This is a genomic window from Oscillospiraceae bacterium MB24-C1, assembly GCA_030913685.1.
Taxonomy (GTDB): Bacteria; Bacillota; Clostridia; order Oscillospirales; family Ruminococcaceae; genus Yanshouia.
This window is the reverse complement of sequence record CP133187.1, coordinates 1,072,951-1,094,774: the sequence shown is the minus strand read 5'-3', so window position 1 is coordinate 1,094,774 and position 21,824 is coordinate 1,072,951. Positions and strand designations below refer to the sequence as shown.

The following is a 21,824-nucleotide window of genomic DNA, read 5'->3' as shown; positions in this document are numbered from 1 at the left end:
ATCCTTGTGCTTGAATGTTTCTTTTGTAATGTCAAATGAATGGAGTTGCTATGATAAGGGCTGTAATTTTTGACCTTGACGGTGTCTTGGTGCACACCGACCAGTTTCATTATATAGCGTGGAAAGCACTTGCAGACGAATTGGCTATACCGTTTAACGAGACGTGTAATCAACGTCTGCGCGGACTTTCGCGAATGGATAGTCTCGAACACATTTTAAAAAATTCAAGGCAAGCATATTCAGCCGAACAAAAAATCCATTTGGCTGAAAGGAAGAATGATACTTACAAAGCACTGATTGCGCGCATGACGCCGGCGGATGTTACGCAAGAGGTTTTGAACACCCTTGACTCGCTAAAACAAAAAGGACTTCGCCTTGGGGTGGGCAGCAGCAGTAAAAATGCCCGCTTTATTCTTGAAAGAACAGGGGTATATTCTTATTTTGACGCCGTGGTAGACGGCACAATGATTACAAAGGCCAAGCCTAACCCTGAAGTGTTTTTCAAGGCTGCGACACTTTTGGGGGTGACGCCGAAAGATGCGGCCGTCGTCGAGGATGCCCATGCGGGAATAGCAGCGGCCAAGACAGGCGGCTTTATTGCGCTGGCGATTGGGGAAGCCGTATCCAGTGAACTGGCGGATGTATCATTGTCCCACTTTTCTGATATACCAACTTGTCTGGCTAGATTTAATTAAAAACTTAAATAATTACATGAAAACCTTTTGTGAAAAATTAAAATCATGCTAAGATGATAACAAGATGAGAATCATTCGCTTTGCACTTATGACGCTTTCAAGGAGTATGCTATGCAAACCAAGATACTGGCATTATTTTTGACAGCAACTGTGCTGCTTGGGTCTTGTGGTTCGAAAGGCGCAGCGGAATACACGTTTTCTCCAAATGAGGACGCGCGTCTGGTCGTTTACACCTCTCACAAGCAGGAAATCTATGGCCCTATTATCAAAGAGTTTGGAGAACGCACCGGTATATGGGTACAGATACTAGACGGCGGCACCAGCGAGATACTTGAGCGGATTGAATCGGAAAAGGACGCACCGGTGGCTGACCTCATGTTCGGTGGCGGCATCGAGAGCCTGAGGGCTTGTTCGGATTGCTTTGAGCCTTATGAATGCGATCAGTTAGCCTACATAAAAAAGAGTCTGATTCCCGAAGACAATCTGTGGACGCCCTTTTCGGTTATTCCAATGGTGATTATTTATAACAAAAAGCTGGTGGCGCAAAACGAAGTGACAGGATGGCGTGACCTTCTGCTGGAGCAATGGCGGGGGAAGATTGCTTTCGCCGATCCCAACACTTCTGGCTCAAGCTATACCGCCGTCATGACCATGATACAATGTTTGGGTAAGGTTCAACCAACCGTTGTCGAGCGTTTTGCCGATAACCTGAAGAACAACCTGCTGCCTAAATCGGGGGATGTCATAGAAAAAGTCGAAAACGGAAGCATGTATCTGGGAATAACCCTGGAGGAAATTGCGTTGAAACGCATAGCAGAAGGGGCCGATATCGGCATTGTTTACCCCATAGAAGGAACCAGTGCTGTGCCTGACGGCAGCGCGATTATTAAAAACGCACCCCACCCGGAGAACGCAAAGTTATTTTTAGATTTTGTCAGCAGCCATGAGGTACAGAAAATGATAGCCGAAAAGCATTTTCGCCGTTCGGTTCGAACCGATGTTGACGTGCGGGACAACATGATAACCGAGGAAAAAATAAAAATTATAGATTACGATATCCAATGGGCCAGCGAGCAGAAAGAGACATTCAGCCAAAGATGGTTGGCGCTTTTTATGGAGGCGCCCAAATGAAAAAGCTTCTGAAAGCATCCTTTCGTACCAAGTTGCTCTATGGCTTTCTCCTAATTGGTATTATTCCGCTTTTTGCTTGCACCTTTTTAATGCTGAGTGTTTTTAAGATTGCTTTAATCAGCGAAGCACAAGAATCTGCCGCAATGCAAATAGCCGCTATATCCGAGGACACAGACCGGCTTTTTGCCGACTGTGAGCAGGTTATGGTCACGATAGGACAAAGCTCGCTCGTGATAAATAAGCTTAAGGGTAAAGCACTGGTTTCGTCACAGGACATTTACGGAACCCTTTATAACACCTGTGCCCAGCTGCGTAGCGACGCTGATTTTTCAGTTTATGATATTAACGGCACACGGTTATATTCCACTGCAATGAGCTCAGCCAGCGCTTTTCTATCGACCGACTGGGGCATTCTTTATGCCGCTAAAACTCAAGGGGGTGTCGTTTACCGTAGCGTCTACACCAGCAGCCAAAACGGCAACCAAGAGCGTTTGCGTTCGGCTTTAGCGATAAAATCGGACGACAACATTCTAGGCTATGTCGTCATGTCAATGCGCAACCAGAACTTTGAAAGGTTGCTCAACGGAAAATATGGTCAAACAGGCAATATCGCTATATTGAATAGCTTGTGGCAACCCATCTACTGCTCTAATAGCGTACTGAGTGACCAGTTGCTTCCGCTTTTACGGACGCAAATATTACGAGGTCTTCCGCTTTCGGATTCGAGCAATGACTATATCTATCAGGTCAGGCAGAATGACCGATCGGGGCTTTTTATTTTGATACAACAGTTAAAGCCTCTGGTGGGTAAAACACTCAACAGCCTGTTTTTAATTGCGGGTGTTATGATGATATTCTCCATTTTTATGTGCATTGCTTTTGCCGCGCATATGAGCGACCAGTTTTTTCAGCCCGTCAAGGCACTTAATGATGCCATGTCAGAAGTTGAAAACGGAAATTTAGACGTTCGCATTGAAAATGACCGAACCGATGAGCTAGGGCAGCTGGCGGGGCGATTTAACCACATGGTCAAGCGGCTGAAGAGACATCTTGCAGAATCACTCGGACGCCAAAAGCAACTGAATGATGCCCGGATCAGAATGATGCAAGCGCAGCTGAACCCCCATTTTTTATATAACACGCTTGATACAATCAAGTGGATGGGGAAGATCAATGCAATTCCGGAGATTGCAACAATCGCAACCGATCTCGCTGACGTGTTGCGCCAAAGCATCTCCAGCAAAGAATTCGTAACACTCAGAGAAGAACTCAATCTGCTTGAGCGGTATGTTGAGATTCAAAAGATAAGATTTAGAGATAAGTTTGAATATGAAGTAGCCATCGATGATGCGTTAAAGGACATTTGCTTGCCGAAGCTTTTGTTGCAGCCGCTCGTGGAAAACGCCATTATCCACGGTTTTGAGGATTGTTCAGGGGGGCATATCTTACTGGAGGCGCAGCGCGTTGTCTCTGATTTGGTTATCACCGTTTCTGACGATGGCTGCGGTATGTCGGAAGAGAGCATCGAGCGCTTTCTCTCGCGTGAGGCGCCGACCAAAAGCCATCTTGGACTTTATAACATCGATGCTATCCTGCGGATGAACTATGGCGAAGACCGCGGGCTCAAAATTGTGCAGGCGAATACTCAAGGTACTTCGATACGCATGACCATCCCTATTGTGTGAAAGTGAGGCAGTCTATGCTAAAGATCGTCGTTGTTGAAGATGAAGAACTGGTGCGGCGTGGAATCGTTCTGGCTGTCGATTGGGCCACGTTGGGCTGTGTTGTTGTGGGAGAGGCAACAAACGGAGAGGACGGCATTAAAGAGGTTGAGCGCTTTAATCCGGACATTATCATTACCGATATTAAGATGCCTAAAATGGACGGAATCGAAATGGTTCGCCTGCTGCGCGAGCGGGGGAACACGGCATACGTTATTATTCTGACGGCCTATAGCAGCTTTGCTTACGCGCAATCAGCCATCAAGCTTGGCGCTGTGGATTATCTATTAAAGCCATTCCACGATGGCGACCTTGAGCAAGCTATTCAAAAAATAGTCTCGAATAAGAGTGAAGACACGGTAGAATATGAACCCGCCAGCTGCATACGCAAAGTTTCTCAAACGGCAAAAAACAAGTATGTGATGGAGGCGCTCAACTTTATTGCACAAAACTATAGTGACCCTGAGATAACCGCCGGAAGCATTGCCAATGCGTTGAGTATCAGCAACAGTCATCTCAACCATATTTTTAAAAGGGAGACGGCCTATACCGTTTCCTCCTACATTGTTAATTACCGCCTACACGCCGCCATGCAAATGCTGCGCGATTGCCGAAACAGGGTCTATGAGGTGACTGAAAAGGTCGGTTATAGGGATATCGCCTATTTTAGTAGCACCTTTAAAAAAGCGATCGGTATGTCCCCGTCGGAATATCAGCGCCACTGCCAATGATGCTGTTGCATCGGCAATTCGAATATCGCCATTGAAACTTTGGTAATATTAAAACGGAACCGCAGAGTAAAGCTTTTAAGAGCTTTACTCTGCGGTTCCGTCTATGTTTATCTATTAGCTGCGGTTGGTTCAAGCATTAAAAAGTCGATCTAACGTTTGCTTTAGTCGTTCGACATCACCGTCTAAAAAGCAATAACCCGCCATGCCGCAGCTTCTTGCACCATCAATATTCGCCTGTACATCGTCGATGAAAAAGCATTCCTCGGGTTTGAGCGAATATTTGTCAAATAGTTTTTGATATATTTCTCGGTCGGGCTTGCCACACTTTTCCTCCGCTGAGATAATGGTACCATCAAAAAGTGTAATACCCGGAATGATATGTTTAAAGGCATGGACGCGCATACTGGTGTTAGAGAGCAGATAGACACCATATCCTTTATCCTTGACCATTTCGACAACCTGCTCCATACCCTTCTTGGGTGTCAGCGCATAGTCGTGCCAATGCAGTAGGCATTGCGTCGCAGCTTCTTTCTGTGCCTTGGTTTCTAGTTTGTCTTGTGCGGCCATTAATAGTACGTCCTCAGTTATGGCCCCCTTGTCAACCAAAACCCACTCATCGCTGTCAAACAGTGCGTTGGCAACCGCAATTGCATCCTGTTCGTTATCGGTGAATTTTCGGCATACATTCATCGGCGCATAGTCGATTAGGACCATGCCCATGTCAAATACGATATTCTTAATCAAAATGATACCCCCTTTGTATAAGTATCATTATACTGTTTTTGGGCTTATATTCTCAATGCATTTGCGGCATCATTGTTCCGTCTGAGCTGTTATATCGGTCCATTTACGAATCGTGAGAGTAAATTCTGCGCCGCGGTTCGGCCTGTTTGTTGCCTCCATGACGGCGTGGTGCCTGTCCGCTATCTGCTTTGCAATTGCCAGACCGAGACCGGTGCCGTTTTTATTTTGTTCTGAACGCTGTTTATAAAAGCGTTCAAAGATATACGGCAAGTCTTGTGCTGCGATTCCGGGGCCTTGGTCGCAGACAGATAAGACCACCTTATTGTCAACACTTGAAAGAACAACTTCCACCGCCCCGTTTTCAGGCGAAAATTTGACTGCGTTATCCAACAAAATCAAAACCAACTGCCGCAATCTGCCGTAATCTCCGAACACAATAAAGCGCTCGCCGGAACTGGGAAAGCGTACCGAGACATTTTTACCTTCCGCCACATGTCGGATGCTGCGTGCGACGTCATCCGTAAGCGCATTGAGATCGACGGCCTGCATGTCGATGGCCAGGTCGGGGTTTTGCAGTCGCGACAGATCGAGCAGGTCGGATACAAGCCGCTGCATATGGATGCTTTCGGACAGCATGTGATGGTGGTAATCATTGACCATGGCAGGCTCCGTTACAATACCTTCGCACAACGCTTCTAGCGAACCGCGCAGCACGGTGATCGGGGTGCGCAGCTCATGGGAGATGTTCGCCACAAAATCACGTCGGAGCTGATCGAGCTTGGCGCTTTCCATTGACGCTGCCCCAAGTTTTTCGGCCATATCATCCAGTGCCACCGCCAGTTCGCCCATCTCATCATTTTGCGCCACGCCAGTTTTGACTGCATAGTCTCCACCGCTGATTTTTACAGCGGCTGTTTTCATTTTATTAAGCGGCATGGTAAAGCGGTTAGAGAGCAGCCCGGCCACAAAAAACGAAATGACAATGGCGATGGTCATACTCAGTAGCAGAATGAGCAGCCCACTGTTTGCGGCATTCACAATGTCTTCAATCTGCGAATGCAGTAACACCGCTCCGGCAATAGTGCCATTTTTCAACACGATGGGCGTCGCGACGGTGATGGTTGGCGTATTGAGAAGCGGGCTGAAGTTTTCGCTGAAAGACGTCTGCCCAGCTAAAGCTTTTTTAACAACTTCCTCCGCGCCTAAAGGCAATTCCTGACAAGAAAGGCTTGTTTGTTCATGGCCGCGCGTGATTTGCGCCATGTTGCTGTCAACAAGCCAAACATCGCTCATGGCAATGTCTTCAATAAAGCGCAGATAGACGCCATAGCCCATCCCCGAGCTCGACATGCCCTGCCCGTGTCCCATATTGTTTTGATTAAACCCGACTATTGTCTCGGCAATATTTGTCGCGCGTTTCTCAAGCTCTGCTTTGTGTATGTTGGCGCTGTGAGACGAAAAAAGGAAGAAGAATATTACACCTATAATGGTGGAGAACAGTAAAAAAGAGGCCACAAAATAAAGCGTGAGCCGAAGCCGGATTTTATTTATCATGAAAGCACCTCAAATTTATAACCCACGCCCCAAATCGTCTTAATTTCCCATGCGTCATGGGGCACTTCGTCGAGCTTAGCACGAAGCCGCTTGATATGGGAATCCACTGTGCGTGTATCGCCATAATAATCGTAGCCCCACAAACTGTTGAGCAGGTTATCTCGGGAAAAAACCTTGTTTTTGTTTGTTGCTAGCATCCACAAAATTTCTGTTTCTTTTTTGGTCAGCGAAATTTTTATCCCGCTGACTTCGGTGATGTATTCATCAAGATTAACTGACAAGTTGCCATATTTAATAATTTGTGCACCGGACTGCTCCGTGTGAGAAATCCTGCGCAAAATGGCGCGAACCCGCGCCATGACCTCGCCCGGCGAAAAAGGCTTTACAATATAATCATCTGCGCCGATATCCAGTCCCATAATGCGCTCAAAATCTTCACCGCGTGCCGTGATCATGATGATGGGTACATTTGATTTTTTGCGAATTTCTCTGCAAACATCGAAACCATCCTTTTTGGGCATCATAACATCCAGCAAGATAATATCAAAGGAAGCGCGCAGTGCCTTTTCCAATGCTTCTTCTCCATCAAAAGCCGTGGTAACGGCGAAGCCTTCCTTCTTTGCATATTCGCTCAGTATTGACACAATTTGTTGGTTGTCATCGGCAATGAGTATTTCTATCACAGTCGCCACCTCCTTGTAAATAAGCATAGTGTTTATGATTGTTTTTTCTGTGTCATTTTTCTTTATTCTAACATAAAAAGAGAAACTAAAAAACACAGTTTTGACATAGATGAAGGTTATTATTTAGACACAACAGCGACAAACCGCTGAAAAAAAGGAGGTATTCACATGAAATCGATGAAGAAACTTATTACGGTGGGCGCTTGTGCCCTTGCGATCTCTGCCATGGCCATTACAACATTTGCGGCGTCTACGTACAAAACACCCGCCGAGGCTGTTGCTGGACTGACCAATCGAGAGGTGCAATCGGTCATTGACGAAAGAACAACCAAGGGAAAAACGTACGGAACAATTGCAAGCGAAGCGGGTGTTCTAGAGGAATTTAAGTCTGAAGTGCTGGAAATTAAAAAAGATGCTTTGGCCGCACGTGTTGCAGCCGGAACTATGACACAGGCGCAAGCCGATGCTATCATTGCATCGATTGAAGCAAATCAGGCCACTTGTGACGGAACAGGAAACGGCGCGGGATGCGGCTTTGGCGGCGGTTTCGGCGCAGGTGCCGGACAGGGCCGAGGCATGGGACGCGGTGTGTGCAACGGTTCTTACCTGAACAATTAGTAATAAAATGTTAAATCACCAAGGTCGGTGCGTAATTCGCACCGGCCTTGGTGATTTTTCTAGGTATAAAAAGTGTATTGTCGCTGCCATTTTTAATATTAAAGTTTTTAAATGAAAATTATACCTTTTTTTCAATTGACAGGAAGAAGAGAGCGATATATACTAAAATAAATGAAAAAGTAAGATTTATGGTCACTAAATTGTTTGTTATTAATATATTATTTTAAATATATTTCCTTAAATGGTATATTTAGAGAAATGTCCGTGATGCATCTTTCATTAATCTAAGAACCGGCCGATTTTTATGTTTATCGTATATGGGGCGGGAGCTACGCAAGCCCTGCCCCTTTAATATCTGTGGTTTTGCAGCAAGATTTACACAAGCTTTTTTGGCTTGTGATTTTAATTCAATTTCAAAACATAACGGATTATTGTGACCTGGGAGATGTTGTATGTTGACAGCTGAGAAGTTACTGAACAAAGAAGAAAAACTTGCTGTTGTAGGTCTGGGATATGTTGGGTTGCCACTGGCTGTTGCTTTCGCAGAAAAAGTTTTGGTGATTGGCTTTGATATCAACAAAGAAAAAATTCAACGTTACCGCAGCGGCGTAGACCCAACCAACGAGGTTGGGTCAAAGGCACTTGAGTGCTCCACGGTCGAATTTACCGATGATGAGACAAGCTTAAAGCAAGCGGGCTTTTTAATTGTTGCGGTGCCTACACCAGTTGATAAAAACAATATACCCGACCTTTCTCCACTAAAGGACGCGTGCCGTGTCGTCGGCAGAAATCTGCGCAGAGGCACTGTAGTGATGTTTGAATCTACGGTATACCCTGGCACAACCGAAGATATATGTGTTCCAATTTTGGAAGAGACGTCGGGGCTTTCCTGTGGGGTCGATTTTTATGTGGGCTATTCTCCGGAACGGATCAACCCTGGTGACTGTGTTCACCGTCTGGATAATATCCCCAAGATCGTTTCTGGTATGGACCGTACCACAGCGGTTCTGGCGGCCAGTGTATACGAAATAGTCGTTAAAGCAGGGATTCATATTGTCAGCAGCATCAAGGTTGCTGAAACCGCCAAACTTGCGGAAAATGTCCAGCGAGATGTCAATATCGCCTTCATGAATGAACTGGCTGTGACGTTGGATCGCATGAACATTCGTACGGCTGACGTTCTTGGTGCAATGAACACCAAATGGAATGCACTTGGATTTCGCCCAGGGCTGGTAGGGGGGCACTGCATCAGCGTGGATCCCTATTATTTGATACAAAAGGCGCAGGAGGTTCACGGCCGGTCACAGCTGGTTCAAATCAGCCGAAAGACGAACAGCAAGATGGGCTTTTTCACCGCAGATGTAATTATCCGTCAGTTGATTAAAGCTGGTCATTTAGTTAAAGGCGCAAAAGTATATATTATGGGAGTCTCTTATAAAGAGAACTGCCCCGATCTTCGCAATACCATGATTCCTGACATTATCATACGGCTTCAAGAATACGGTGTTAATGTGTTTGTTTCGGACCCCGTTGTGGACAAAGACGAGGTTTTTTGCAGTCTTGGAATACACCTTGTGGATGTTAAAAATATCCGCGATGCAGATTGTATGGTATTTGCTGTGGCGCACCGAACCTTTAAAAGCCTTTCACCCGAGGTGTTAGCGGGCATGTTCCGGGATATTGAGGAAACACCAAAAGTACTTATTGATCTTAATAGTATATTTTCAGAGGAAGAGTTGAGAAAAGAGGAATTTCTTTATTGGAGCCTTTAAAATGCAAAAAGGGGGGATAGGCTTGAAGATTCAAAAAACCATGACCCGCTGTTTTGCGTTGCTGCTGGGGCTGGCTATTGCGGTATCCGGATTTTCGGGCTGCGGATACGGGGATAAAAAAGCGATTCCCACCGCCTCCATAAGCGTGAAATATGACGCTTCTGACGCCATTGAGCAATCTTTGAACAGGCTTTCGGAGCAGCCGACGGATAAAGCGCAACTCCTCTCCGGTGTCGAGGCCGTAGATAAGGTGATCGCCTTGACGTTCGATGGGTTTCCATCTTCAGAAGCTATGGCGCAGGTTTTGGCGCGCTTAGACCGATATCAGGCAAAGGCCGCCTTTTTCATGACCGGCATGGAGGCGGCAGAGAGCGAGGATATTGTTCTGAAGATCGCGGAAAAGGGGCATTTGGTTGGGTGCGGTACGTTGTATGGCCTGACGCACTTGGACAAAAAAAGCACGCAGGAACTTGTGGCGGATTTTGCGCATGCAAGCGTTATTTTTCGCAATATTTTAGGGGAAGACCCAGACTTGCTTAAATGTCGGTCAACAGTCTACAACGACAAGGTTTTGTCGGCTGCGGCTGCTGCGGGTTTTAAATATGCCGTTCAAAGCAATAAATATATAAACTATCAGAGCTTTAAAGATTATGAAGCCACCTTGGGGTATGTAACTAGACTGGAAAAGGGTAGTATTTTGACCATTAAGCTGTCGGGGGTGCTCGACGAAGATGAATATACAGATGGTACGAAGGATGCTTATATGCCCGGGGAACGCCAGCCCGGCATTGATGATGGAAACCAAAAGGAAAGCGACAATGAGAAACAACTACTACAAGTTATCGACTGGGTATTAAAAGCTGCTGGAGAGGCCGGATATAAAATTGTTCCACCCACGTCTTTGCAGCGCGTTAAATCCTTTGGGCTTGACCGGGAAGCGCGACAGGTGCAATATAAGCAGTACCGACAGGAAAACCAAGGGCGTCTGGCAGGAACGATGAACATGGTTTATACGACCGAGCGGGCAGCGGGTCTAACTTTTTACGGCATCGAGAATCAAGAGACGCTGGATAGTGTTTTAGCCACGATGACATGGTTTGGGGCACAGGGAACGTTTTTTGTTTCACAAACCGATATCAATGAGCGGCCAGACGCCATTGAAAAAATTCTAGCGGCTGGTCACGAGGTTGGCGCTGCGATCCTACCTAAAAATGGGCTGGACTATGCCGCAGTATGTGAACAACTTTATCTGGTTCAAAGCTTGATGAAGCATCACTTCAATGTGAATATACAGCTTGCAAGTCAGGTATATAACGCCGTGCCGACCGAGGTGCGCGAGGCAGTTTCCGCCATGGGGTTGCGCCTTGTCGGTTATTCCAGTGTCGTGGATACAAGCGGCAACAGGGGCGGCGCTCAGACTCTCATTGAGACGTTATTCAAAAGTGCGAACTATACAATCAAACGGGGGCAGATTCTGTATTTCAGGATGGATTATGATCAGCAGGTTAGTGGCCTGGCTGCGCAGGTACTTCAGCTTCTTTATAGCAACATCTTGCCGAACACGGCAAATTTCACTAACGGTACTTTGTATGCGCTCAAGGGCGTTTCGCACCTTGCAAATGGAGCGGGAACTTATCACTATCCGGTGCCGGACTTCAAGGTTGCGCCCGAAGTGAAGAACAGAATATTTGCAGGGCACTTGAAAAACAAATCCGTGCTGTCACAGCACCAATACATACGTTCCAGATATATCGGAAACCCCGATGTGTCGACCATAAAACAGCTGCCTGGCTTTGCTGAAAAAGAACTTAAATCACTGGATATGACTGGAAAAATCAATACAAAAGATGGCAATGCCATTTTTTTAACTTTTGACGACTGGGGCACCGACCGCTCGATCAATCGGCTTTTAGATGTGTTGAAAAAGCATGGTGTCAAGGCCACTTTCTTTGTCCGCACCGCCTATGTTCATGCAAACCCCAACCTGCTGCGTGAAATCGGTGAGCAGGGCCACGATATTGCCAGTCATACTGATGGCCATCTGCCGCTCGCTGATTACACCGCGGACGGAGAGATCAAGTCCATCACGGCTGACGCGGCGAGGACGCTTCAACAGGACGTTATAAATGCTTACCAGATTTTACAGAGCGTGGTGGGCGATTTGCGCAATGAAAAGGGCAAACCGGTACTTACTACGCTGTTCAGGCCTCCTACGCTCTCCGTGAGCAAAAGAGGTCTTGAGACCATATTTGATAGCGGTTATACCTATAGCATCAGCGGCGATTTTAGTACAGCGGATTATCAGGTGGGTAGTGCAGAGGCGTTATTTAAGCTACTCACTGTGGGGATGGAAGTTCCCGGACAGGATGCACTCAGAAAAATCTCGGGCGGTAGCATTATAGTCATGCATATGTCTGACACAGCCCGCCATACGCCGGAAGCGCTGGATCAGTTCTTTACTTGGAATGAGGCGCAGTCCGCAGAGAGCAGATTTACCTTTGCCAGACTCAGTGACTATCTTCAAAAATAGACCAACTTGTAAAAAAGACATAACGAGGGGGGGATGTGCAGCATGCCGACAGCGACTGTGTCGAAGAAAGAGCAAGATAAAAAGGTGTTTTCGGATACTCTGCTAGACCCCAGACAGGACCGACGGCTGCTAGCCAACGTGCCGGACGAGAGCGGAGAAAGAAGCAACAACGACCGGCGGGGTAGCAACAACAACGGCTGTGCAAGCTTTGAAGAATATGTTTTAAAGAGCAAGGCTGGTGTTCGTTACCAGGCAGCTATTCGGGTACGCGCCAAATGCCGGCTGTCGTATGGACGCAAAGAATCGTTTTCGGCACAGGGTGTGGATATTTCGTCAACTGGGATGTTGCTCCGACTGTCCGGAGAGGAACAGCTTGACGCTTTGTGTAAGGCTGAGGTCATCAAGCTGAAATTCCGCATCAAGGCGGGGTCGATGCCTGAGGGCTATGAGATGCGGGTTGAAATTGCTGCAAAGGTTGTCAGAGCCTTCACTGATGATGAGGGTGTCTACTTTTGTGGCATAGAGTTTGAAGAGGATCTGAGCCGTTATGCAGTAGAGCACAAAGACAAACATGCCTTGGCAATTTCCAGCCTGTTTATGTTTTTTATTATTGGGTTTATTATTCTCATGCGCGCCGAGAGCGTCCTCTATTTTAAATTCAACCGAGTGCTCTATTTTTACAGCATTGTTACGGCAGCATTTTTGCTCAGCCGATATTTGTTTGGCAGCTTTTATCGGCCGGTAACGGTCAACATGAATTTTTCGCCTGGTGTTACGATTATCATTCCTTGCTTTAACGAGGAGGAGTGGATTCAAAAAACAATTGTCAGTTGTGTTAATCAGGACTATCCCATTGATAAGTTGGAAGTAATCGTCGTGGATGACTGCTCCAACGACCAGTCGGTGGAAAAGATTAAGGAGATCATTGGTAAGCTTCATTCAGAAGGGGCGCGCTTTAAAACCAGAGAGCGCGTCCGGTACATAGTACAGCCGCAAAATCTGGGAAAAAGGCATGCGTTGGCGCAGGGCGTTATGACAGCTAAACACGAACTGGTGGTGTTCGTGGATTCCGATAGCTTCCTTGACCCATATGCGATACGTAATCTTGTTATGCCCTTTCAAGATCCTAAAATGGGCGGTGTATCGGGGCGTACGGATGTGGCGAACACCTTTACCAATGCGCTGACAAAAATGCAGGCAGTACGTTATTATATTGCATTTCGCATTATGAAAGCTGCCGAATCAGTTTTTGACATTGTGACCTGTCTATCTGGCCCACTGTCGTGCTATCGCAAAGAGCTGGTTATCGAATATCTGGATGATTGGCTCAACCAGAAATTCCTAGGTAGAAAAGCAACCTTTGGCGATGACCGAAGTCTGACCAATTTTATTATGCGCAAGCACCGCACTGCCTATCAGGACACAGCCATATGCGCCACAATTGTGCCAAACAGATATAAAGTTTTTTTGGCTCAGCAAATGCGCTGGAAGCGGTCATGGCTCCGCGAATCGATCATAGCCGGAAGCTTTATGTGGAGAAAAGAGCCTTTAGGTGCAATCTTATTCTACATAGGCCTGCTGGTTCCCGTAGCCGCACCCGTTGTTGTAGTTTATAACATGCTATATGTACCGATTGCGCATCGGATTTTTCCGACGACCTTTTTAATCGGCATGCTTATGATGGCGCTGCTTATGAGCATTGTTCAGTTATATTTGAAAAAAAGTTCCACCTGGGTCTTTGGCATGCTATTCTGTGTTTTTTACGAATCGGTTTTGCTATGGCAAATGCCGGTTGCGTGGTTTACTTTTTGGAAGTCTAACTGGGGTACCCGGCAGACACCGGCGGATATTGCTAAAACGCGACGTAAACGTAAGGGGAAGCAAGCCGCAGTCATGGCTGGCGTGGGGGAGCATTCTGCACCGGAGGGAAAGAACGGGAAAAAATCGCACACCTTCTTTGCTAAAAGAGAACGGCGCAAGAGATTTAGCGTGGTTGTGCAGGGGGGCGCCCTGCTTTTGGCCATCTATTTCGTACTGATGATGCTGACGACAACTTCGCGTTATCAACCCTACGAGGCCGTCGTGGCCGGTGTACCTGATAATGGCTTTATCGCGGTCTCTTATTTTGGTATAGACCGAAACGGAACGAACAAGATGCTGAGCACTAATCAGCTTGAGCAACAGCTAAAAGCCCTGAAAGAGTCTGGTTATGTAACCATCACCCAGCAGGATGTTCGGGACTATTATGCCGGAAAAAAGGCGCTGCCCGAAAAATCCTTGCTACTGATGTTTGAGGATGGGCGACGGGACACCGCTATTTTTGCCCAAAAAATTATGGAAAAACACAACAATATTGGCACTGTTTTTTCCTACGCAGATAATTTTGACGAGAATGACCCCAAATTTCTGAACGCAGGTGATTTGAAAAAGCTCGTTGAAAGTTCCTACTGGGAGCTGGGAACCAACGGTTATCGGTTGTCATTTATCAATGTGTTTGATCGATATGACAATTACCTGGGCGAACTGAGTCCCCTTGAATTCTCTATGGTATCCCCTTATATCAACCGAAAATATGACCATTATCTGATGGATTATATTCGGGATGAATATGGTATCCCCAAGGAGGGGGTTCAGGATTTGAAAGATCGCATCAATCTTGACTATGAGCTGATGAAGGAGGTCTACGAAAGGGAGCTGGGTGCAATGCCCGATTTTTATGCGCTTATGCATGCCAACACCGGGCAATTTGCCACCAGCGATATGGCTAGCCGCATAAATGAGGATAATATTTATCGCCTTTTTCCCATGAATGTCAACCGTGAGGGTCTTGCGCTTAACGACAAAAATAATTTGATATATGATATTACCCGTTTGCAGCCCCAGCCGTATTGGTCCACCAATCATTTGCTCATGCGCCTTTGGGATGACACACAGCAGGAGATGGCCTTTGTAACAGGAGATTCGGATCGGGCAGCGCTATGGCGTGTTCTGGACGGTAAAACAGAATTTACAAAAAACAATATCATCGTGACGTCTTTGCCTAGTGGTCTGGGGCGTGTGCAGCTAGACGGTGCCAGAAGCTATAAGAACGTTGAAGTATCGGTTCAACTCCTAGGCAACGCGCTAGGCTCTCAAGCCGTTTTGCTCCGGGCTGATCAAACGCTTGAAAACTATATCAGTGTTGCCGTTCGTGACAAAAAACTCGTCATTTCTCAGGTGCGCAATGGGGAGCAAGAAGAATTATTCTCAGAACGGTTGGATATTATAAACGGCGACCCGCGTGTTTCTGTGTCTGAGGATAAGAAAGAGACGGAAATTGGTGGGCTGGAAATGCGGCTAAAATATGCGCCAAGCGTTGAACAGGCGGCAAGTATCGCCGAACGGCTTCAAAAGGTCCAGCAGCATACGACTGAGTCGGTCAAAGAAGGCGCGGAGGAATTTTTGCCGAATATAGACCTCAACGAACTTCAGAATAAGACGATGACGATATTACTCGAACGCAACAATCTTTCAGTAGTGATAGACGGTGTTGAGGCGGTAAGCCATCTCCAGGTGAAGAGCAGCCCTGCCGGTTTGGTGGCACTGGAGTCACGTTCGAGCACGCAAAACTACAGTCAGAGAAACTTGACCGACGACGTGTATGACGGCGTGTTCCGCGATGTTGTGATAACAGAACACGACCGGAATGGAGACATGGTATTTGACGGACGGCTAAAAGCGGTCGAAAAAGCGATTGATACGACCAAAACACTTTGGCATCGCCTTATCAACTGGTTTATTGAAACACTTTAAGAAAGCAATATGAGAATCTGTGGAAAGGGCACACGATGAGGAAAAAGACGCTGGCACTTCTTTGCTTAATTTTGGCCGCGCAACTGGTTTCAGGATGTGCGTTTCCGCCAAATGCAGGGGCACCTGCACCGCAGCCCGCCGAAAAAATGTCCGCATGGGCAGTCTATTGGGATGCTGATGATGCAATTGCACAAATAACCGACCTTGACGGCCAGCTTGAAAGCTTTGAATATTTTGGCGCTTATTTCGATGCCCAAAACCGGCTGTTCATACCGGAAGAAATCGCTCAGTTACGGGGAAAAGTGAAGCAGGTTTACGGCGAGGATTCCCCGTGGCCCGACTATCTGACCTTTATTAATGATAAATTACTGGCAGAGGGCGGCTCTTCCCTAAAGGATACGGAATTGTTGTATGCACTACTGGCAAAACCAACCGTCAGACAGACGCATATTCAGGAGATTCTGGATTTGACGGAAAGCGGTGGATATGATGGTGTAGAAATAGACTATGAGGCTATCCGAAAAGATATGGTCTTGTGGCAGCATTTTATCGATTTTATCACGGAGCTTTCATCTGAGACAGCGCAGCGGGGACTTTTGCTGCGTGTGGTGCTGGAGCCCGGCATCCCTTATGAAGCGTTATCCTTTCCTAAAGGGCCAGAATATGTGATCATGTGCTATAACCTTCACGGCCCGGGCAGTGAGCCGGGACCTAAGGCAGACGATGCGTTCTTGCTTGAACTAGTAAAAAAGACGACTGGTCTGCCCGGCAGGAGAAATTTTGCCATAGCTACAGGTGGTTTTGATTGGGCGGGCAATGTGGTGACGGCACTTTCTCAAAAGGAAGCACATGCCTTAGCGCGACAGAAAAATGTCGATCAGCACCGGGATGTAGGCAGCCAGGCTCTTAGCTTTTCTTACAGTCGAGATGATATAGTACATCAGGTGTGGTATGCGGATTCGATTACACTTGAACATTGGGCGAACCTGCTCCGTAGTTCAGGGGACTTTGGTATTTCGCTTTGGCGGCTGTGATTAAAACGCCCGTTTTATGAGGGCAGAACAGAGCAAAACCTTAAAAATCAATGGGGCCTTTGAGCTTGCGGTAAATTCGCATTGCTCAGAGGCTTTGTCATTACTCAGACACTTGAAATATCAATCTTAGTTCATACGATTTACAGAGGGCTCAAAGTTAAAAAGGTATTTGACCTCTTCATAAAGTTGTCAAGCCTTGTATCCGACGAGTTTTTAGCTTATAATAATTCCTTGTGCCATTAAAAAAGAAAGGACTGATATAATGGACGAAATAAAGCAAATATACACCAACGACAGTTATTCTCCCTTCATAAACTACTGTGAGCGCCATCATTACAAATGGATGCGCGATCTAATAAACTGCCGATTTGAAGAACTGCCAGAACTAATTGGTATAGCCCCCTCATTGCTCAACCGCATCAAAAGCATATTTGTTCTTTATCTAAAAAAACACCCGGAATGTCTTAATGCAAAACCGGCAAAAACAAAGACAGCGCTGCCGATGGATGATCTAAATGATCGGCTGCATGATATTTTTGAACAGAATGCCAACAAACTGATTCATATTTCTGATATTACCAAAGCTATTGGCAAAAGTGTAAAGCGCAATGATCTTATTAATACACTGGAGCATCAAAAATGGTGCCGTATCGTAGATAGTACAACATTCTTTTATGTTCCGGGGGAGTGATACCCCGGCGACAATGTAGAGAGCGCTTAATGCGCTCTTTTCTATTTTTGCATACCCTTAAAAACAAATAAAAGCGCACGGAAAAAGTTTTCCGTACGCTTTAAAGAAGCATGCCTTCATTTATATGAGCAATAAAAACTCATTTTGATATGATACGTCAGTCAAATAAGAACTTCTACACATTGCCTGACAAAGTCATCGTTATTAGTGCGCTATTTCTTTTTGCGCTTTTTTCGTTAAGGAAGCAAAAAGAATATCGTATGATTTGTCAATCATATTCCGCAACACATCGTCAGGCACTGAGCCGTCAAGGCAGACTGAATTCCAATGCTCTTTGTTCATATAGTAGCCGGGAACAATATCTTCATATTGTGCACGAAGGAAAGCGCCTTCAGCGGGGTTCAGCTTCAATGTTACAACGGGGCGGTGCGTGTTATCCGTTGCCTGTAGCGCAAACATTTTACCACCGACTAAATATCTTGTCGCATTCCATTCTTTCTTGAAATCTCTTACAACACCTTGTTTTGTTGTGCAGTACTCATCCAACCATGAATATTTCATATGCCTTATCCTTTTTCAGACGGTTGTGCCATATTGATACGGCACTTTTCTACGAAAGTAACCGACATCATGGATTTTTCACAAGTCTCCTGTACCGTCATGCCAGACGATAAAAACCTTTTTACAACCGAGCTCATCGATTCAGACACCTCAACAACATGGTGGTCGGGGTCCAGAAAGCGAATTGTACGCTGTCCCCACGGCGCTTCTTGAAGTTCGGTGAATTTTATAATATCAGCGTGACCTTCTAATTGCTGAGCAAAATTATTAAGTTGGTCTTCTTCAAAATAAAGCTCAAAGGAATGTCCGGTTTTTTCCTTTGTATTTGAGGTTTCGCCCGTTAGTTCATTCCATTGCTCCCGGGTCATCATGGAAAAACCGCCGCCAAAAACCACATATGTTCCCAAATCTTGTTCGATCTCTTCGTGTAGGATATCGACATAAAACCTTTTGCTTTTTTCAATGTCAGAGACAATAATCATCGGACTATGAAACTTCATACCCTTACTCCTTTCAAATACATCTTGTTGAATATAGTCATATTGTATCAGAAAATTTTCAGTGTTTCATTGTAAAAATCGGACTTGTTTTCTCTAAAAAGCATCGGAGAGATTTCCGAAAGGTGAGAAAAATCATGGATGAAATGTGCGGTATCATAATAGCAGAGGCTGTCTGAAATTTGTTCTATTGTACTATTGCTTTCTTTGAGTAGCCGTACTGCTTTGTTGAAGCGCTTTATTTTCATGTATTCCTTGCCCGAAACACCGGTCAGCGTGTTCAAATATCTGTTTATATGTCTGGTAGAATAGTGCACGTCTTTTGATAAATCTTCCATAGTGCCCATAGCCATAAAATCCTGTAAGGAGCACAGAATATTTCGCCCATTCACGAGATAATCTCGACGTTTGTCCAACAAATTGAGGAAAAAATGATCTAAACAAAAGATGATTTGATCCGCTGAATGAAAATTTCGTTCAAAAATCTGGCGAAGAGAGAAGTGAAAATCATTATCAAGCTCCCGTAACGACACTTTTTTGTTAAGAATCTCTTGAGAATTTGGCAAAATAAAGCGAGACAGCCCGCCAGGTTGGAACTCTATAAAAAATTGTACCGATATATCCTTCGGTCCATTTTCAATTGCGGTAAGTCGATTAAAAGGCCCCCAGACAACCATGTCGAAACCCTTGCGACCAAGGCTGATGATTATTGACCCGCCCAAATCTGGAATAAACACAGGTGAGATACTAGAAAAAGAGTTGTGTTGAATAGAGTAATAAGAAATGTACTGGTATAGTTTTTTGTGGGGCAAATAGTAGCTGAAAGATTCATCGCTATTAGGTAATTTCAGGCTCATATGCCACACCGTCCTTTTTGCGTAATAAATTATATAACATTACCTAGCTTCAATTCCCAGATATTAGTGTATCAGAAATTATTTTTCCACACAACAAAAAAGCACCTTATACTTCTTTGAGAGAAAATAAGGTGCTTTTCTTAGCGGTTTTATTTGCTTATTACCTTGACAGGACATGCGTCAATTGCAAGCATTAGTTTTTCCTGATCTATGCAGCCCTCATCAATTTTCTTAAGAGAAGCCTTTTTGTTTTTTATTTCAAATAATTCAGGATATTTTTTAGTACATAGCGAACATCCTATGCAGGCAGCTCTGTTAATATAAACAATTTCATTATCATTTTTTTGATGTTCGGAACTTTTTTCTGGCAGGTCTTTATCTTTGACTATTTTGGCAGTAATCCACGAAAAAATAACAATTGCAATAACCGTTAAAACCCAGCGAATCGCCATAAATTGGAACCCCAGAAACTTTAATTCATTAAGAAGCATAGGAACTTTTATTACTGCCCATGCACTTAAAATAACAACAAGATTTCTGACCGAAGCCCCCTTTTTGTGAAGCATTACACATAATGGGAATGCTGCATAAATTGGCCCCGCTGATATACTTCCAAGCAAAAGAGAAAGAATAACACCCTTTGCCTTTGCATCTTGCCCAAGATATTCAATAATTTTTTCCTTTGGTACCCATGTATCCAATAATGCAGTTAAAACAAAAATGACCGGCATGATCATAATCATTTCTTTTATATAATAAACACTGTTTTTGACAGAGGTTATTCCCATATCGGGTCTAAGAATAAATAAGGTAATGTATGAAACTGCAATAATTACAATGGAAAGGTTATCCTTTGCCTTACGCAAAATATTCATATTATCACCCCCATAACGAGCGCAATGACGATGGCGAACGCAAAACTCAATCCGTTTCTTGTAGCTGTAAACTTCAAGCCAAATTCACGCTTTTCAAGCGGAAAAGTCACGATACCCACCATTGTAAGCGTTGTCAAAAAAGCAACGGCTGGAACGGTTCCTACACCAGCATTTACAAGCGTTCCAATAAGCGGGAATGCGATAAAAGCAGGAATTAAAGTTATTGTTCCAAACGCGGCAGAGACAACGGTTGCCAATATGAGTGACTGTTTGCCAATAAATTCAGCGATTTTTTCAGGGGGTAAAATGGTTAAAACCAGACCGATTAAGAATATGATGGACAAAATACTGCTTAACATCCCTTTACCCAAGCCCAACGACATTTTAAGTGCTTGTTTGGTTTTTTGTTTATCCTTGATAAAAGAAAAAATTAGGAAGATAGCAGTTCCGACCCACATTGCTAATGTTAATACATCCATAAGAATACCTCCTACAATTCTAATGAAATTATAGGGGAGATTGTAATTAAAAAATAGACTCTAATGTTACTTTTTGTTATAATACTTAAGAGGGGTGAGCTGTTTATGAGCATCGAAGAGCTGTATCAATTACCTTTGCTTTCGGATATAAATTCTGCTGTTTTAAGTAAGTATTATTCAGAAAATCAAATATTCAGCAGACGTTACACCAAGGGCATAACAGTACATCTTCAGCATGAAGCATGTACGGTGCTCGACGTTGTATTATCTGGAAGGCTTGTAGCATATTCATTATCGGAAAACGGTTCGGCAATAAAGATGTTTGAGTTTCAAAAAAACAGCATTATCGGTGCGAATCTACTGTTCGGAGATCAGAACACTTACCCGTTAAATATTTACAGCGTTACACCCTGTGAACTACTCCATATTACGCAGAATGCAGTCATGGAATTACTGCACAACTATCATTTTGTCATGCAATATATCAAATCGCTGTCTATGAATTCCCGTGGTATGAATCAGAAAATAACAATGTTGACACAGAAAACACTCAGGGAAAATCTGTTGGATTATCTGAAAAAACAATCGTTTATACAGGGGAGCCCAACGATCCTTCTTCCCATAAGCAAAAAACAACTGGCCGATTATCTTGGCGTCCAAAGACCCTCCTTATTTAGAGAGCTTAAAAAGTTGCAGGATGAGAGAATAATTGAAATTGATAATCGGGTTATCACGCTTTTAAGCAGTTCAAATTAATTTTTCAAATGCCAACTTTGTAATTGTTTTAATAGAAATAGCCTTCCATTTTTGGAGTTCGGGTGCTCATTATCAACCGAATTTACACTAAAGTGGGAGGCTG

19 protein-coding genes are annotated in these 21,824 nt (G+C 44.8%); 11 read left to right on the top strand and 8 right to left on the bottom strand.

Features of this window, described 5'->3' with window-relative positions; genetic code table 11:
• The first annotated feature begins 50 nt into the window (after positions 1-50).
• The 4 genes from pgmB (at position 51) to RBH76_05265 (ending at position 4,278) form a co-directional block, all read left to right on the top strand.
• Complete coding sequence (pgmB, locus tag RBH76_05280; protein ID WMJ84833.1) at positions 51-695, top strand: beta-phosphoglucomutase; 645 nt, start codon at positions 51-53, stop codon at positions 693-695.
• A 111-nt stretch (positions 696-806) separates the two neighbouring features.
• Positions 807-1,826: an ABC transporter substrate-binding protein gene (locus tag RBH76_05275; GenBank protein ID WMJ84832.1), complete on the top strand. Its 1,020-nt coding sequence runs from the start codon at positions 807-809 to the stop codon at positions 1,824-1,826.
• Positions 1,823-3,511: a sensor histidine kinase gene (locus RBH76_05270; GenBank protein WMJ84831.1), complete on the top strand. Its 1,689-nt coding sequence runs from the start codon at positions 1,823-1,825 to the stop codon at positions 3,509-3,511. Before RBH76_05275 ends, RBH76_05270 begins: the two co-directional genes overlap by 4 nt.
• A gap of 14 nt (positions 3,512-3,525) precedes the next feature.
• Entirely contained in the window at positions 3,526-4,278 is a 753-nt protein-coding gene (locus RBH76_05265) for a response regulator (protein WMJ84830.1), read from the top strand.
• 129 nt (positions 4,279-4,407) lie between these two features.
• Here RBH76_05265 and RBH76_05260 read toward each other — a convergent pair whose 3' ends face one another.
• From RBH76_05260 to RBH76_05250, 3 genes are all read right to left on the bottom strand, one after another.
• Positions 4,408-5,022, bottom strand: a complete 615-nt coding sequence (locus RBH76_05260) for an HAD family phosphatase (protein ID WMJ84829.1) — start codon at positions 5,020-5,022, stop codon at positions 4,408-4,410.
• A gap of 69 nt (positions 5,023-5,091) precedes the next feature.
• Positions 5,092-6,576 carry an ATP-binding protein gene (locus RBH76_05255; protein ID WMJ84828.1) on the bottom strand — a complete coding sequence of 495 codons (1,485 nt, stop codon included), beginning with the start codon at positions 6,574-6,576 and terminating at the stop codon, positions 5,092-5,094.
• Positions 6,573-7,259, bottom strand: coding sequence for a response regulator transcription factor (locus tag RBH76_05250; protein ID WMJ84827.1), 687 nt, complete (start codon positions 7,257-7,259; stop codon positions 6,573-6,575). Before RBH76_05250 ends, RBH76_05255 begins: the two co-directional genes overlap by 4 nt.
• Positions 7,260-7,427: 168 nt before the next feature.
• On the opposite strand from RBH76_05250, the gene RBH76_05245 reads away from it, so the two are divergent.
• From RBH76_05245 to RBH76_05220, 6 genes are all read left to right on the top strand, one after another.
• Positions 7,428-7,877, top strand: a complete 450-nt coding sequence (locus RBH76_05245) for a DUF2680 domain-containing protein (GenBank protein WMJ84826.1) — start codon at positions 7,428-7,430, stop codon at positions 7,875-7,877.
• 452 nt (positions 7,878-8,329) lie between these two features.
• Positions 8,330-9,649 carry a nucleotide sugar dehydrogenase gene (locus tag RBH76_05240; GenBank protein WMJ84825.1) on the top strand — a complete coding sequence of 440 codons (1,320 nt, stop codon included), beginning with the start codon at positions 8,330-8,332 and terminating at the stop codon, positions 9,647-9,649.
• Between the two features lie 22 nt (positions 9,650-9,671).
• Positions 9,672-12,179 (top strand): polysaccharide deacetylase family protein, encoded by a 2,508-nt coding sequence (locus RBH76_05235; protein ID WMJ84824.1) that lies wholly within the window; start codon positions 9,672-9,674, stop codon positions 12,177-12,179.
• A 42-nt stretch (positions 12,180-12,221) separates the two neighbouring features.
• Positions 12,222-15,971: a glycosyltransferase gene (locus RBH76_05230; GenBank protein ID WMJ84823.1), complete on the top strand. Its 3,750-nt coding sequence runs from the start codon at positions 12,222-12,224 to the stop codon at positions 15,969-15,971.
• Positions 15,972-16,006: 35 nt separating this feature from the next.
• On the top strand, positions 16,007-17,005 hold the full coding sequence (locus tag RBH76_05225) for a glycosyl hydrolase family 18 protein (protein WMJ84822.1): 999 nt from the start codon (positions 16,007-16,009) through the stop codon (positions 17,003-17,005).
• A 262-nt stretch (positions 17,006-17,267) separates the two neighbouring features.
• Positions 17,268-17,696, top strand: coding sequence for a hypothetical protein (locus tag RBH76_05220; GenBank protein WMJ84821.1), 429 nt, complete (start codon positions 17,268-17,270; stop codon positions 17,694-17,696).
• Between the two features lie 204 nt (positions 17,697-17,900).
• Here the strand turns inward: RBH76_05220 and RBH76_05215 are convergent, their stop codons facing one another.
• The 5 genes from RBH76_05215 to RBH76_05195 form a co-directional block, all read right to left on the bottom strand.
• Positions 17,901-18,257 carry an MmcQ/YjbR family DNA-binding protein gene (locus RBH76_05215; protein WMJ84820.1) on the bottom strand — a complete coding sequence of 119 codons (357 nt, stop codon included), beginning with the start codon at positions 18,255-18,257 and terminating at the stop codon, positions 17,901-17,903.
• Positions 18,258-18,262: 5 nt separating this feature from the next.
• Entirely contained in the window at positions 18,263-18,757 is a 495-nt protein-coding gene (locus RBH76_05210; protein WMJ84819.1) for a VOC family protein, read from the bottom strand.
• A gap of 47 nt (positions 18,758-18,804) precedes the next feature.
• Positions 18,805-19,611, bottom strand: a complete 807-nt coding sequence (locus RBH76_05205) for an AraC family transcriptional regulator (GenBank protein WMJ84818.1) — start codon at positions 19,609-19,611, stop codon at positions 18,805-18,807.
• 149 nt (positions 19,612-19,760) lie between these two features.
• A complete protein-coding gene (locus tag RBH76_05200; protein ID WMJ84817.1) occupies positions 19,761-20,486 on the bottom strand; it encodes a permease in 726 nt (241 codons plus the stop codon).
• Positions 20,483-20,965: a permease gene (locus RBH76_05195; GenBank protein WMJ84816.1), complete on the bottom strand. Its 483-nt coding sequence runs from the start codon at positions 20,963-20,965 to the stop codon at positions 20,483-20,485. Before RBH76_05195 ends, RBH76_05200 begins: the two co-directional genes overlap by 4 nt.
• 105 nt (positions 20,966-21,070) lie before the next feature.
• On the opposite strand from RBH76_05195, the gene RBH76_05190 reads away from it, so the two are divergent.
• Entirely contained in the window at positions 21,071-21,721 is a 651-nt protein-coding gene (locus RBH76_05190; protein WMJ84815.1) for a Crp/Fnr family transcriptional regulator, read from the top strand.
• Positions 21,722-21,824: the final 103 nt, after the last annotated feature.

Excerpts from the sequence above, each read along its gene's own strand:
- RBH76_05245 (WMJ84826.1), top strand. The coding sequence starts at position 7,428 with ATGAAATCGATGAAGAAACTTATTACGGTGGGCGCTTGTGCCCTTGCG.
- RBH76_05215 (WMJ84820.1), bottom strand. The coding sequence starts at position 18,257 with ATGAAATATTCATGGTTGGATGAGTACTGCACAACAAAACAAGGTGTT.
- RBH76_05225 (WMJ84822.1), top strand. The coding sequence starts at position 16,007 with ATGAGGAAAAAGACGCTGGCACTTCTTTGCTTAATTTTGGCCGCGCAA.
- RBH76_05205 (WMJ84818.1), bottom strand. The coding sequence starts at position 19,611 with ATGAGCCTGAAATTACCTAATAGCGATGAATCTTTCAGCTACTATTTG.
- RBH76_05190 (WMJ84815.1), top strand. The coding sequence starts at position 21,071 with ATGAGCATCGAAGAGCTGTATCAATTACCTTTGCTTTCGGATATAAAT.
- RBH76_05200 (WMJ84817.1), bottom strand. The coding sequence starts at position 20,486 with ATGAATATTTTGCGTAAGGCAAAGGATAACCTTTCCATTGTAATTATT.
- RBH76_05255 (WMJ84828.1), bottom strand. The coding sequence starts at position 6,576 with ATGATAAATAAAATCCGGCTTCGGCTCACGCTTTATTTTGTGGCCTCT.
- RBH76_05240 (WMJ84825.1), top strand. The coding sequence starts at position 8,330 with ATGTTGACAGCTGAGAAGTTACTGAACAAAGAAGAAAAACTTGCTGTT.
- RBH76_05270 (WMJ84831.1), top strand. The coding sequence starts at position 1,823 with ATGAAAAAGCTTCTGAAAGCATCCTTTCGTACCAAGTTGCTCTATGGC.
- RBH76_05220 (WMJ84821.1), top strand. The coding sequence starts at position 17,268 with ATGGACGAAATAAAGCAAATATACACCAACGACAGTTATTCTCCCTTC.
- pgmB (WMJ84833.1), top strand. The coding sequence starts at position 51 with ATGATAAGGGCTGTAATTTTTGACCTTGACGGTGTCTTGGTGCACACC.
- RBH76_05230 (WMJ84823.1), top strand. The coding sequence starts at position 12,222 with ATGCCGACAGCGACTGTGTCGAAGAAAGAGCAAGATAAAAAGGTGTTT.
- RBH76_05195 (WMJ84816.1), bottom strand. The coding sequence starts at position 20,965 with ATGGATGTATTAACATTAGCAATGTGGGTCGGAACTGCTATCTTCCTA.
- RBH76_05275 (WMJ84832.1), top strand. The coding sequence starts at position 807 with ATGCAAACCAAGATACTGGCATTATTTTTGACAGCAACTGTGCTGCTT.
- RBH76_05265 (WMJ84830.1), top strand. The coding sequence starts at position 3,526 with ATGCTAAAGATCGTCGTTGTTGAAGATGAAGAACTGGTGCGGCGTGGA.
- RBH76_05210 (WMJ84819.1), bottom strand. The coding sequence starts at position 18,757 with ATGAAGTTTCATAGTCCGATGATTATTGTCTCTGACATTGAAAAAAGC.